Genomic DNA, 13,946 nt, shown 5'->3' with positions numbered 1-13,946 from the left:
TTTTTCATGGTTTCAGTGTAAAATAAGTGGAGTAAATAATTTTAGAAAGAGGTCATTAACTGCTATGGCAAAATTAGTATTGATCCGTCACGGTCAAAGTGAATGGAACTTATCCAACAAATTTACAGGTTGGGTTGACGTTAACTTAAGCGAAAAGGGTGTTGAAGAAGCTAAGGCGGCTGGTAAGAAAGTTGAAGAAGCTGGCTTGAAATTCGACTATGCCTTTACTTCAGTTTTGACTCGTGCCATCAAGACTTTGCACTATGTGCTTGAAGAATCTGACCAACTTTGGATTCCAGAAACCAAGACTTGGCGTTTAAACGAACGTCATTATGGTGCATTACAAGGTTTGAACAAAGCCGAAACCGCTGAAAAATACGGTGACGACCAAGTTCATATCTGGCGTCGTTCATATGACGTTTTACCTCCATTATTGAGTGCCGATGATGAAGGTTCAGCTGTTAACGATCGTCGTTATGCTGACTTAGACCCTAACATCGTCCCTGGTGGCGAAAACTTGAAGGTTACCTTGGAACGCGTTATGCCTTTCTGGGAAGATGAAATTGCACCTAAGTTATTAGATGGCAAGAACATCATCATCGCAGCCCATGGTAACTCATTACGTGCCTTAAGCAAGTACATCGAACGGATTTCTGATGACGACATCATGAATCTTGAAATGGCTACTGGCGAACCAGTTGTCTATGACTTCGATGACAAGTTGAACGTTTTAGGCAAAGAAAAGTTAGGCAAATAATCAGCTGATTATTTACTAGATTTTCAAGAAGCGCCCGCTCTTGTGGGGGGCGCTTTTTTATGGCCTAAAATGTAAGCACTAAGTCTGGATTTTTTGAAAACTGAATGGAGGACTTACCATGAATGATGAAACTGAACTGTTGGAAGCTAAGCGCCAAATTGACTCAACGATTCATAAAATTCGTGAAGTCATTAAAACATTTGAAGCTAAAGAAAATCCAGCTAGGTATAAGTCGCAATTAACATTAGCCAAACGGCGTTTGAAGGCGTTTGGTATTGCAAGTCAGTTAATCGATGCTCGGTTGACCGACTTGCGCCATAGCAGTGAATACTAAGAGATATCGTAATTGATGGGGGAGACCGCTTGTTAGAGGTTGAATTTAATAAGCTGGGATTGAAGAGGGGAGCACATCAAATGAATTTAAAACGGTTCGGTATTGATGCACCATTTGCACTATTGGTTTATACCGTTTTTGGAATTGGCTTGTTGAGTCATGCCTATTTAAATCGGTTCAAATATCCCATTACTATCGAAGTTATTTTGGGAGCCGTATTGCTACTTGGGGCGATTATCTTTTTGCACACAACCGTTCGTGGTAAATATCGAATCTTTGATGTTGCAGTAAAAAGTTTGAAGCTACAGCCACAAGATCAAATTTTGGATTTGGGCTGTGGTCGTGGTGCGTTACTAACTCGTTTGGCACGTGGATTGCAAGGAACTGGAAAAGTTACGGGTCTAGATTTGTGGCTTTCACGCGATCAATCCCATAATAAACAGGCTATTGCCCAGAAAAACGTGGTCGACTTGGGACTTGAAGATCATGTTGAGTTAGTCACTGGCGATATGACCAAGTTGGATTTTTCAGATGATTACTTTGACGTGGTCACGTCTAGTTTTGCAGTGCATAATATTAAGTCGGTAGAAGCCCGTCAACAAGCCATTAAAGAAGCAATACGGGTGTTAAAACCGGATGGTCAGCTGTTGATTATTGATACTGATCATCATTTAAAAGAATATCAACAAGTGATGGCAGCGGGTGATTTAACGATCACACAGGCAGCCGGCTTGGGGATTAATGGTTGGTGGGCAACCCCGTTAACTGGAAGTTATCTTGTTTTAGGTAAGAAGCCACTGAAATAAAAAAGGCAGACAGATTAAAAAGAGAATTGGAGTAATAACAGTATATGAGTGAAAAAAGTGCAGCAAACGAAGTCACACAACGCGAAATGATCCGGATTATCGGCTTGTTCCGTAAGAATGGGTTTAAAGGCGAATACGTGAGCTTCCAGCACGTTGTCGATGAAGGGGCAAGTTACTTTGTCGTGATGTCGGACGAAAATAACGGGACACAAGGCTTGTTTAAAGCTGATTTGTTGGCTGGGACGATTGAATTTCAATATATGTTGGATGAAAATCACACGATGGTTAAATAGTGCGACGTTTTGAAGAGAGATGGCTTAGGCTGTCTCTTTTATATGACGAATTTACAATTGAAGTGCAACGATAAATAAAAGAAGACTCATAGCCTGAGTTCTTGTAAAATGGAATCATCACAACACCAATTATAAAGAAAACTCAGACTATGAGTTTATACAAAAATCTTATCGTAAAAGACCGAGAAATTATACTAACTGGTGTTACTTTAGGGCTGCCTTATCAAAAAATTGCGACTAAAGTTGGTTGTAAGGATTACTTCGTGATCCAAGCACAAGGCAATTATCAACATCGTCGATTAAATAGTCGGCGTCCTAGACTTTTAGAAAATGATGATTTGCGCAACTTTGTTATCAGAAAAATTATGGTTAGTCATTGGTCACCAGAATAAATTTCAGGTCGCCTGGGCTTTGAAAATAAACAGTGGTAAATTAGCTACAACACGATTTATCGTGGTAAGACTTGAAAGTTAAAGGAACAGTCAATGAACGTCGCGGTCGCTTTAATGACGTGCCTTCGGTTCATGATTGTCCTAAGTCGGCGGAGAATCAAAGTCGATTTGGCCATTGGGAAGGTGATACCGTTCGTGGTAAAACTGGACGTTCAGCTTTAGTAACTTTGGTTGATTGTAAATCACGATATCTTTTATCACAACGAGTAGCTAAAGTGAATTCTAGTCATGTTTATCAATCTATAGTTAATCTCCTAACCGGAATAACACCGAAGTATGTAAAATCCACCAGACAGGGGTACCGAGTTGGCGAAGTATCACGAACTCATGAATGAACTAGATATACCAGTATTTTTCCAGATCAACACGTACCTCAACCGTGGCCGAATTGGTTAAATTAAGTGCAACACTAAGTAAAATAAAAACATGGAGCCGTATGCGTTAATGTAAGTTTAATTTCATTGGTGTGACAGTTGGGTAGACCTTTGCGGCACTTAGGTAACTTCCTTAGCCGATTATTCAAGGCGGTTTGAACCTCAGAGATATAAGCATCCGTATAGTTCTTCATAGACGTACCTTTAAGCATGAATTCACGGATCAAGCTATTTGGGGGCTTGTTACTACCACGTTCCCATGGTGAATATGGATGGGCAAAGTAGATCTGTATGGTCAAAGGTGATCGAGTGAAACTTCTCAGTGCCATATATTATTAATAATTGTTTGAAGTATGTCACAGCAAGTTTCAGCAAAGTGTTGATAGTATGGTAAGTAATTCGAATTAAGCTGACATACGGTACCACGTTTAAGTTCGTGGCTAATGGTATTGAGGATTCGATGGAGTCGTTTGGAATACTGATCTTCATGAAAAACTTGAATAGCGCTTCTTTCGGCTTCCGATAGCTTTTGGTAGTTATGAGTAGTGGTAATATTTAATTGAGGTATGAAGATACCTCTTTTTTTATTCGTGATTGTTTAAAGTATAGGTCTCCATGGCCTTTTTGTTTACTTTACTTGGTGTTGCACTTCAATTTTGAATTCAGGAATGAAAGAATCTATATTGATAAGAGAACTTTCTCGTGCCAAGAAGTAAAAAAGGTGTGGAAAAATATAATTTTTATATTATCAATAAAGTAGACTTTTGTTATGGCTTTTATTTAGTTTTTGGGAAATAGTATTCAAGATGTTCCTTTGAAGTGTCTATATTATTGGTGTATAATAACTCGTTCGTTTCAACATGCAGGTCATGTTGATTAAAATCTGATTTTGAAAGGAATATGTTATGACTCAACATTCTTCAGCTTCAACTGAATCATCACATCAGGCTTTCACACCAATCCCACTTAGCCAACGACAAATGTCTAGTTGGGATCTTTTTGCGACTTGGATTGGTGCTAACGCTAACAACGGTACTTGGTACATTGGCGGTGTCATTGCTGCCTGTGGCCTAGTAACCGCTTCGATCACATTAATTATTGTTGGTCTTTTATCATATGTTTTATTGGCACTGGCAAGTTATATGGGATATCGTTCGGGGTTACCCGCGATGGCACTGACGCGTGCCTCATTTGGTTTACGTGGCAGTTATCTGCCATCGTTAGTCAACTTGCTACAATTTATTGGCTGGGCTGCTGTTAATACTTTTATTGCAGCGACTTCAATTAGTTATATTCTCGACCAATTATTCGGCTTACCGCAATATGGAAAACCTGGGGGTCAATTAGGATTAGTTCTTGGTATTTTGATTATGAGTGTATTGCACTTAGTTAGTATTTCCCTAGGTGAAAAATCCGTTCGACTCATCGAACGAATTGGTATTATCCTTGTCATCATTTTCTTTTTATGGGAATCAATCGTTATCTTCCAACGAGTTACTTTAACCGATATTATTAATTGGCAACCCCCACATCATTTGCGTTTGTCAGCGGGAGTTGCTGCTGATACCCTGGCAGCTTTTAATCTTGCTTGGGTGACTTCAGCTGCTGATTTTAGCCGCTTCACTAAGCATCGTCAGGCTGCTACCAGTGCCTCTTTTTTTGGAGCAAACCTAGGGCTATTCTGGTTTGCTTTTATCGGTATCTTTAGCACAATTGCAGCATCGGTAACACTTAATCATTTCGATCCTAACGATTCAGATCCAAGCACAGTAGCGACTAAACTAGGTTTAGGCGGTTTAGCACTAATCGTCATTATATTAACTAGTACTACAGCCAACGCGGTTAATCTGTTTGCAGCCGGCTCTGCACTTAAGAATATTTGGCATCAACTGTCTCTACGTATTAGCTTATGGATTGTTACGGTATTAGCGACTCTAGTTACCTTTATTCCACTGTATGTGGCTAGTTTTTTGACAACTTTTGAAACGTTTCTTGATGCCATCGGAATGTTGTTAGGTCCTGAAATTGCAATTTTCTTAATTGATTACTTCGTCATCCATCATCGTTACTATCAGACTGAATGCTTTTCGGATCATCAAGGACCTTACTGGTATTTCCACGGCATCAATGGACGAGCCGTCATTAGTTGGCTCCTAGGTGTCGCTTGTTATCTTGCGCTGAAACAAATACCACAGCTTGTAGCAACTACTGGGACAACTTTCATTACCATTGCAATAACAGCCGGTATTTATTATTGCAGTATGATTTTATTCAAACCCTTAAATAATAAGTAGTTCCTAGTTGTGGTAGAGTTAAATTTTTAAACGTATAATCGTTTGATCTTTTGTCGCAAATGACAAGAATAAATTAGCCGGTGCGGACAAAAAATTTCAGAATAGGATTGGTTAAGCGGCAAATGTTTCAATTGGTGTTTGAAACTTCAGGATACGGTGTGGCGAGTTATTAAACTTAGATTGTGTTGCTTGGATCGTTCATCAATACGTTTGGAGCTAGCTAGTCGTCGGCCTTATGATGGAGTGATTCGGCGTTTAGTATTTTCAATGAAATCAAGATGACGAATCTCCAATGATTGAGCATTAATATAGTTATAGAGTGTCTTGGTACAAATTATTTGATCATGCTTGAATAGATGATATTTTTTAGTATAGCCCACGGTTGAGTCTAGCGACCAATGTTGTCGATGAAGGAGCCGGTTACTTTGTTTTTATGTTCAGATAAGTAATGGTACGCAGGGCTTGTTTAAAGCTGATTTATTGAGTGGTGTGATTGAATTTCAATATATATTAGATGAAAATCATGTGGATTAGTCTGGAGGGAGAGCTTAGGCTGTCTCTTTTACATATAGTGGTTGTGGTTACAGTTTTGAGGCTGGTATACTTAAAATAAGGATTGTTTAATTGTAGAGCAAGAATAAGGAAAAACATGATAAAATTCTTTGAATGGACTGTAGTGACCTTAGTCGTCTTAATGATAGTTGGAATTATATTGGGATCTGCTTATTTTCTCTTTTAGGTGAAATAAGACAGCTAATCAATGCCACACAAGACTTGTTCAAAGTCGATTGGATGCCAACACATGTTGGATGAAAGTCATGTATTGGCGAGGAAAATAGGTAAAGTGGCTAATCTTGGAGGGGTGAAGATTAGTCACTTTGTTCATAAATAATGAGGATGCCGGTTTGACAAGGTATCTTTGGTGACAAACTAAGCCGATATCTAATTTGGAGACGGGGCAAACTTTTCCAGACATCGAAAGTTTGATTAGTTTGTGTCAGCTTTACCATCTTTCCTTAGATCAATTACTGATAAAGGGGACGGGTATTGTGGATGATTATCGAGAAAAAAATTCTTGCTGAAGTGGCGAAGAAGCGGAAACAATGATTTTTTAGGGCCAATCTTAAGTTCAACGATTCTCTTTTTAGTTTGTGTTGGCAATAGCTTGTTTTCAAACAACTTACCCAGCCAATTACAGTTAAGTCTGACGATGCAATTCACTTTGTTACTGACGATTCTTTGTAATATAGTGACGGCATATTATTTTGACAAGCAAATTAAAAAGTTAAAGCAACAAATTGGTTAAATGAATATTAATGAAAAAATCAGCTTCTACAAAATTTTTGAATTTTGTAGAAGCTGATTTTTATATTCCATATTTGTTTTTAATTTACGCCCGACACTTCGTTAATGCTTTCCTTACTATTTTCCCAAAGCTCCTTGGGCGTGTAAGTATCCTTATCAAAAAGGATGACGGATCCATCTGCTTCAATGCGGGCGTTGCTGCCTAGCCATTGCCAGGTCGGCGCAACCAGTAAGTTAATCCGTTTCCCTTTGCCTTTTTTAGCTGACCAGGCTGATACATAATCATCAATGAAATGGGTGCGCATGAATCGTGTTTGACCGTTGTCAAATTCAATTTGCAATAAATCGGCAGCCATCGCTACTTTGACGGCCTTTGGTAAAGCTGTTGACATGATTAATTCCCCCTCGAAATTAAATCTTGCATTGACCTAGAAAATGATTCCCCTTAGTTGAATCTAAGTTGTTGTATGATTCCCCGTCTGCAACAACTGTGAGCAAGCGTTAATAATAAAAAGTAAACGCTTACATATTAAGCATAGCGCAATCAGCTAACAAGTCAATATGAAGATTAGAGGGGCAGTAGCATCCCTTTATTGAGCATGGATATTGCAGTAGCTCACAAAGTCTGTATATTAAATATTTATAGATCTAAATAAAAGTACACTATCATTAGTGGACTTTTTTGAATATTTATGAAACCGATTTCATAATATAATGAATTTGTCTTCAGGAGGTGAATGTAATGGAACAAGCGATTGCAAACCTGAATCAGCAAGAGTTAAAAATTATTCAGTTGATTCTTAATTCAGGCGTCATTCATTATTCTGATATTGAAAGAAGCATTGGTCGGTCACGCAAAACAATTTCAAAATATCTAGACAATGTGGAGAGTGCGTTGAAACAGTATGATGTTCAAGTCATTCGCAAACGAAATGTTGGCGTTTATTTAGAAGGTAATACGACTGAATTAACCAAGGCCCTTCAATATGACGGTTATGTCAATACACCGAGAACTAGTGAAGAGCGGGTAACTGCGATTTTATCCAAACTATTATTATCGGATCAACCGCAAACGATTCAAGCACTGGCTGAGATGACGTTTGTTAGTCGAAGTACGTTGGAAACTGATTTTAAAGCAGTGAAACGCATTCTAGCTAAATACAGCGCGTTAATCGAAACGACTCACGCGGGGATGCGACTTATTGCTTCGGAATCGGCAAAGCGTAAGTTGATGTCGGAACTACTGACGATGTATTGGGGTAACACCAAGTATATGAAAAATGAAAACGGGGAGGTGCATAGTAAGTTACAGCTGCCAACGGATATTCAATCATTCTTTGGTAAAGCAACTTTTGCCAAGGTCATCCAAGCTTTAGATGAGTTTGAACAAGAGGGGACGCTACGTTTTACAGATTATGAGTTCCAATCATTAGCTATTCATTTAATTATTTCAATGGAACGAATCAGTAAAGATGCCATCTTAGAACCTGGTCTGTCAAAAGTAAAGTTAGAGGCCAATACGCAACGATTAGTTGGCATTCTTGAGCGTGTTTTCCAAGTTAAGATTCCAGGCGATGAGCAGCAGTACTTAAACATTCATATCTTAGCAGCGGAAGGCCAAGCAATTAGTAATGACAAGCTGGTTGAGACGGCTTCACCATTTCAACAAAGTAGTATTCGTCGTTTTCTAAAAGACCATTGTGACACGTATGATGATGCTTTACTTCAAGGCTTGACGGTGCATTTAACGTCCGCCTTAAAGCGGTTATATCTTGGTTTGAATTTACACAATCCTTACACGGCTGATGTGAAACGGTTTTTCCCACGGGCCTTTAACGAAGCCATTGATCTTAGTGCTAAAATCGAACATCACTTTAACGTGACGCTCAATGAAGACGAGGTCGCTTATGTGGCCCTACATTTAGAAGCGTTTTTAGAACGTCAAAAAAGCATGGTGCGAGCGGTTATCGTTTGTAGTACCGGTCTTGGTACCGCCCGATTATTAGAACAGCGCGTTAAAACCTATTTTTCGGATAGTATCCAAATTAGTCGGGTGACATCCATTCAAGATCTGAAACATCATCCGATTAGTGAAGATTTAGTGATAAGTACGATTAATTTCGATGTTCCGGATATCCCGGTCGTGATTGTGTCACCGTTTTTAGATGTTAGTTCAGTTAAACGTCTAAAAGCCGTTGAAAAACAAATCGTTTCACAACGCCAACCAGCCAATAGCTTTATGCGTTTACTGTCCCCAGAGCTGATTCATATTGCGACTGGTAAAGAACAACGTGATGACGTGATTAATCGAATTGGGCAACGATTAGCTAAGCTTGGTTATGGTCGTGACAGTATCGGTCAAGCGGCGATTAAACGCGAACAATTGGCTAGTACAGCGATGGATACAGTTGCGGTACCACATGCGCCTATTGAATATGTGATAAAGCCTTGTATTTCAGTTTATATCAATGCCGATGGAATCGATTGGCATGGCACCACAGTAAATATCGTGTTCTTTTTAGCCATGAATAAGCAAATTAAAGCCGAAATTGAGCCGATCTATCAATATTTTAATGACGTTTTAGAAGATAAAAAATTATTACATCAGTTGATCGGCAGTCAAACTGCGAATCAAGCAATGATGATCTTAGGAAGTGAGTCAGATGAGTGAAAAATTAAGCGGATTTATTTCGGCAAATAATGTTGTCTTGGATTTAGATGCCAAGGATCGTGAAGATGCGATTCGTCAGTTGGCTGAAATTCTTCAAAAAAATGGCAACGTCTCCAACGCAGCCGCTTTTTGTCAGGATGTGTTAGAACGCGAAGCCATGACGACCACGGGGATTGGCAACAATATTGCGATTCCACACGGCAAAAGTGCGGCGGTCACTGAAACCACGATGATGTTTGCTAAGACAACGACACCATTAGAGTGGCAGTCACTAGACGGTAGTAAAGTAAATATCATTTTCTTAATGGCGGTGGCACCACAAGCCAAGGGAAATGCCCATTTGAAAATGTTAGCCAATTTGTCTGGACGATTAATGGACGATGATTTTGTCGCGGCGATTAAACAAGCCCAGACCGTTGAAGCCGTTTTAAAAATTATAAAAAAATAGGAGTTGTTGATGATGAGTAAAAAAATTGTTGCCGTAACGGCATGCATCGCTGGGATTGCACACACTTATATGGCGGCTCAAAATTTGAAGAAGTATGCCAAGAAAGAAGGTTACGATATCAAGGTTGAAACCCAAGGTGCGATGGGGATGGAAAATCGCTTAGCGCAAGATGAAATTGATGCGGCAGATGTCGTGATCTTTGCGGTGGATACCGTTGTTGCCGAACCAGATCGGTTTGAAGGTAAGCCAGTGTTAAAAGTTGGCACTTCTGAAGTCGTTAAAGATGGTAAGGCGGCGATTGATCAGGCGATTGCACTAGTTAATTAGAGGGGGTATAAAGATGGAGTGGAAAAAGTTCGGTAAAGAACTCGCCAATCATTTTCAGACGGGTGTCTCTTATATGATTCCATTGGTTACGGCGGCTGGGTTATTAACTTCGATTGCCGTTATCTTCGGGGGCCAAAATGTTTGGAATCAAACCAGCAATATTTGGGGTAACTTACGGTTGCTTGGGCAGACTGGTTTAGGCTTTATTCCAGTTATTATTGCCGCATATATTTCGTTTTCAATTGCTGATCGTCCCGGTCTAGCGCCAGCTTTTATTGTTGGCTTAGTGGCCTCATCGATGGGTACCGGATTCTTAGGTGGGATGTTAGTCGGGTTATTGGTCGGTTATCTTGTTAAATGGCTCAAAAAAATGCCGATGCCAATGAATTTGATGTCAGTGAAATCATTAATTATTATTCCATTTATCGCGACAATTGTTGTAGGCCTCATCTTGATTTATGTCGTGGGTAGCCCAATCAAAGCTATGACGGTTGGCTTAACGGCTTGGTTAAAAGGGATGAGTGGCACCAATGCAGTCTTAATGGCCGCGTTACTTGGCGGTATGATGGCCGTGGATATGGGTGGTCCAATTAACAAGATTGCCTATGCGTTCGGGATGGCTGCCTTTACATCAGGTGGTTATCAAGCCAGTACCGCAATGTTGATGGCCATTGGGATTCCACCATTGGGCATGTTCTTGGCAACCTTACTCGGCGGCAAGCGTTTATATTCAGACGCTGAAATCGAAAGTGGTCGTTCAGCGATTGTCATGGGAATCGTCGGAATCACCGAAGGGACAATTCCGTTTGCGGTTGCCGATCCGATTCGAGTCATTCCAAGTATTATTGTGGGGACCTCAGCCGGGTGTGCGGTGAATGCATTCTTTGGCACGGTTCAAAAGACGGCATTATCAACGGTCATGGCGATTCCGTTTTCATCGAACTGGCTATTATATACGTTAGCCATTTTAATCGGTGTTGTGGTCGAAGCCTTACTCGTTAACTTCTTAAAACGCTTCACCAAAGCGGCACCGGCCAAGGAGGCTTAATTTATGACGGAGACTAATCTGGTCAATCATACGCACTGGGATCGTGAATGGTACTTTACAACGATGGATGCGTTGGTGTTGAGTGATCAGCTATTCACAGAAGTTTTAGATGAACTTGAAAAAAATGAAGATGCTAATTTTTGTTTGGATGGGCAAGTTTCGATTGTTGATGAATACGTTGAGATTCATCCTGAGGCATTGGCTCGAATTCAAAAACTGGTTAAGGCAGGACGGCTGTTTGTTGGTCCTTGGTATACGCAAACAGATGCGTTGTTACCGGATGCCGAATCGATTATTCGTAATTTGGTGATTGGAATAAACGATACGAAACAGACGTATGGTCAACCGATGATGATTGGATATTTGCCAGATACGTTTGGATTTAACGCCCAAATGCCAACCTTATTATCACAAGTTGGCATTGATAATTTTATCTTTTGGCGCGGTACCAACTTCAAACGACAAATGAATTCAGTTTATTTCAAGTGGCGTGGTTTATCTGGCAAAGAAGTGATTGCGGCTAACTTTCCGTTTGGTTATTTCACTGCCCAAATCGATGTGGCGTCTAAACGGCACTTAGATCAATTCGTAACCAAGCGTTTTGATCCGGCCGCTGAATTTGAAGCGACTCATGCTCACAATGATGAGGTTTTAATGCCATCTGGAATTGATCAGATGGACATTATTAAAAATATTTCTGAGACGATCGCGGATTTAAATCGACTGAGTGACAATCATACGACGATCAGTACGTATCCAAAGTTTATCGACAAATTACGACAACGGGATGATCTACCAACCTATCACGGCGAACTGCGCTTGCCAACTTATGATCGCGTGCACCGAACGATTGGCTCAGTCCGGCATAACATCAAAATGGAGAATGTTAAATTAGAACAAAAGATTTTACGCCGCGTGGAACCATTAACTGTGATTGCCAAGGCCAATGGTGTAACTATTGGCAATGGCTTGTTGATTAAATTGTGGAAAAAACTACTTGAATGTCAGGCTCATGATACGTTGGGTGGTAGTGTTTCTGATAATGTTGCGGTCGATATTATGCATCGGTTTAAAGAGGCCAATGAAATCGCTGACGGCATTGAAAACATGATTACGAAGAAGCTGGCGGAATTTCTAAAGTTAGATGATCATTCAGTATTGGTTTTTAATACCGATCCAACCGATTTCGATGGTGTTAAATCAATTGATTTAGTCGCTAGTTCTAAACGGATTGTGTTTGATAATGCCACGGATGCTTATATCGTCAAAAGTCATCACTATCCAGTACGTCATCATATTTTGATGATGACGCCACGTGGCCGTGAATTTATGGATGAACCGGAATATTATCAATTAACGTTTAAGACGCATGTGACGATTCCAGCACTGGGATATAAAGTGTTGCATTTCCATGAAAGTAACCAGGTTAGTGCTGAAATGAAGCCAATACAGACCGATGAGTTGTTTCTTAAATTGGGGTCACAAAAAGTTAGTTTTGAACATGGTCAGCTTAACTATTGTGATGGTCAACGGCAGATCACTGATCTAATTAGGTTGGTTGATAGTGGTAATGATGGTGATACGTATGACTATTCGCCACTAGCTAACGATGTTGAACGCGACTTGGCATTCCAAACGGCACATCTAGAATCGGCGGGTGTACAACAACAGTTAATTGTAACTGGTGAAACCTCTTTGCCAGCAACTTTAGCAGATCGAGTCACTGAAGATCCTGAGTTGAAACCAGTTCATTATCAATTAACGTTGAACTTTAATGAACAAGGCTTATTAACGGCTAAGCTAGATTTTGATAATCAAGTGTGTTCGCATCGACTACGTTTGAAGTTAAATGGGGCCATTAAGACAGATGCGGCGATTGCCCAGATTCAAGCTGGCTTTGTGACGACTCACAACGAACCGATTGATGATGATTGGTTACAAGAGTTTGTTGAAAAACCCGTCAATTTGTATAACTTTGATAAGACGGTTTCGATGACAGATAGCCAACACACGTTGACGTTCTTCGGTAAAGGCATGAAAGAATATCAACAAGTTGATAACCGACTCTACATCACGTTGATGGCCACCACTAGCCAATTGGGCAAACCCAATTTGGCTTGGCGACCAGGACGGGCATCTGGCGATACGACCAATCAAGGCCATATTATGATGCCAACACCGTTAGCGGAAGAGCAAGGCGAACTGACTTTTGAGTTTGCTTTAGGGCTTTCAGATAGTGGCTTTTCGGAACAAGCAACGAGTTTGGCAGCGCAGCGGTGGTTTGCACCATCAATCTCATATCAATTACAACAGTTGAATTTGTTTATTCATCGTTTGGACAATAAGATTTGGGAAACAGATGAGCAGCCAGCCATTAATCCTGAATTTTCATTGCTGACCCTGGACAAATCGTTGCTAGTATCAGCGATCTACCCGGCTTATACGGATTCAAAAGCGTATATTGTGCGGATTCAGAATCCGACTAGAGAAGTTGTTTCGTTGCCCGCGATTTGCCAGCAAGCAGAGATTGTTGATGCGTTGGAACAACCGGTAGACCATGATTTAATTGTTGATCCTTATAATATGTTGACATTGAAGTTTAATTATTGAGTTTGATTAATCAAAACGACCAAGTCGCTTCGTGCGGGCTTGGCCGTTTTTTTGTTAAGTGACAGTTTCAAAATTGATTAAGATAATTAAGTCTAAGCACGTTTATTTTTATAATATTAAGTTACAACCGTCATAAACTTATATCATTCGGAAGTGCTGTCAGCTAATTGACGCCCATCAGGATAGCGTTACAATGCTACTGTAAATAAAAAAGTATTAAAATAATA

General features: G+C 40.1%; 11 protein-coding genes and 3 pseudogenes. 11 read left to right on the top strand and 3 right to left on the bottom strand.

Annotated elements, in window-relative coordinates; all coding sequences use genetic code 11:
• Positions 1-64: 64 nt before the first annotated feature.
• The 5 genes and pseudogenes from FFM84_RS14810 to FFM84_RS16505 form a co-directional block, all read left to right on the top strand.
• Entirely contained in the window at positions 65-757 is a 693-nt protein-coding gene (locus FFM84_RS14810) for a 2,3-diphosphoglycerate-dependent phosphoglycerate mutase (protein WP_130846223.1), read from the top strand.
• Positions 758-875: 118 nt separating this feature from the next.
• Positions 876-1,091, top strand: a complete 216-nt coding sequence (locus FFM84_RS14805) for a hypothetical protein (RefSeq protein ID WP_130846222.1) — start codon at positions 876-878, stop codon at positions 1,089-1,091.
• Positions 1,092-1,171: 80 nt separating this feature from the next.
• Positions 1,172-1,897 (top strand): class I SAM-dependent methyltransferase, encoded by a 726-nt coding sequence (locus FFM84_RS14800; protein ID WP_130846221.1) that lies wholly within the window; start codon positions 1,172-1,174, stop codon positions 1,895-1,897.
• A gap of 44 nt (positions 1,898-1,941) precedes the next feature.
• The gene (locus FFM84_RS14795; protein WP_130846220.1) at positions 1,942-2,190 is read left to right on the top strand and encodes a hypothetical protein; all 249 of its coding nucleotides are present in this window, start codon (positions 1,942-1,944) and stop codon (positions 2,188-2,190) included.
• A gap of 149 nt (positions 2,191-2,339) precedes the next feature.
• A pseudogene (locus FFM84_RS16505) lies at positions 2,340-3,019 on the top strand (IS30 family transposase); the annotation flags it as partial.
• A gap of 64 nt (positions 3,020-3,083) precedes the next feature.
• On the opposite strand, the pseudogene FFM84_RS16500 reads toward FFM84_RS16505, so the two are convergent.
• Positions 3,084-3,584: pseudogene (locus FFM84_RS16500) on the bottom strand (hypothetical protein).
• Between the two features lie 337 nt (positions 3,585-3,921).
• On the opposite strand from FFM84_RS16500, the gene FFM84_RS14785 reads away from it, so the two are divergent.
• Positions 3,922-5,310 carry a cytosine permease gene (locus FFM84_RS14785; RefSeq protein ID WP_130846212.1) on the top strand — a complete coding sequence of 463 codons (1,389 nt, stop codon included), beginning with the start codon at positions 3,922-3,924 and terminating at the stop codon, positions 5,308-5,310.
• Between the two features lie 242 nt (positions 5,311-5,552).
• Here FFM84_RS14785 and FFM84_RS16495 read toward each other — a convergent pair.
• Positions 5,553-5,708 (bottom strand): annotated as a pseudogene (locus FFM84_RS16495) (IS30 family transposase); the annotation flags it as partial.
• A 987-nt stretch (positions 5,709-6,695) separates the two neighbouring features.
• Positions 6,696-7,007: a hypothetical protein gene (locus tag FFM84_RS14780; protein WP_130846211.1), complete on the bottom strand. Its 312-nt coding sequence runs from the start codon at positions 7,005-7,007 to the stop codon at positions 6,696-6,698.
• Between the two features lie 350 nt (positions 7,008-7,357).
• On the opposite strand from FFM84_RS14780, the gene FFM84_RS14775 reads away from it, so the two are divergent.
• From FFM84_RS14775 to FFM84_RS14755, 5 genes are read left to right on the top strand one after another with little or no spacing between them, the layout of a single operon-like run.
• On the top strand, positions 7,358-9,286 hold the full coding sequence (locus FFM84_RS14775) for a BglG family transcription antiterminator (protein ID WP_130846210.1): 1,929 nt from the start codon (positions 7,358-7,360) through the stop codon (positions 9,284-9,286).
• Positions 9,279-9,734, top strand: a complete 456-nt coding sequence (locus FFM84_RS14770) for a PTS sugar transporter subunit IIA (RefSeq protein WP_130846209.1) — start codon at positions 9,279-9,281, stop codon at positions 9,732-9,734. Before FFM84_RS14775 ends, FFM84_RS14770 begins: the two co-directional genes overlap by 8 nt.
• Positions 9,735-9,746: 12 nt before the next feature.
• A complete protein-coding gene (locus FFM84_RS14765; RefSeq protein WP_130846208.1) occupies positions 9,747-10,061 on the top strand; it encodes a PTS fructose transporter subunit IIB in 315 nt (104 codons plus the stop codon).
• Positions 10,062-10,074: 13 nt separating this feature from the next.
• Positions 10,075-11,109 carry a PTS fructose transporter subunit IIC gene (locus FFM84_RS14760; protein ID WP_130846207.1) on the top strand — a complete coding sequence of 345 codons (1,035 nt, stop codon included), beginning with the start codon at positions 10,075-10,077 and terminating at the stop codon, positions 11,107-11,109.
• A 3-nt stretch (positions 11,110-11,112) separates the two neighbouring features.
• Positions 11,113-13,719 carry an alpha-mannosidase gene (locus tag FFM84_RS14755; protein ID WP_130846206.1) on the top strand — a complete coding sequence of 869 codons (2,607 nt, stop codon included), beginning with the start codon at positions 11,113-11,115 and terminating at the stop codon, positions 13,717-13,719.
• Positions 13,720-13,946 lie beyond the last annotated feature (227 nt).

Origin of the sequence: Lactiplantibacillus mudanjiangensis (assembly GCF_005405385.1) — a bacterium.
GTDB lineage: Bacteria > Bacillota > Bacilli > Lactobacillales > Lactobacillaceae > Lactiplantibacillus > Lactiplantibacillus mudanjiangensis.
This window is presented reverse-complemented; position numbering and strand designations above follow the sequence as displayed.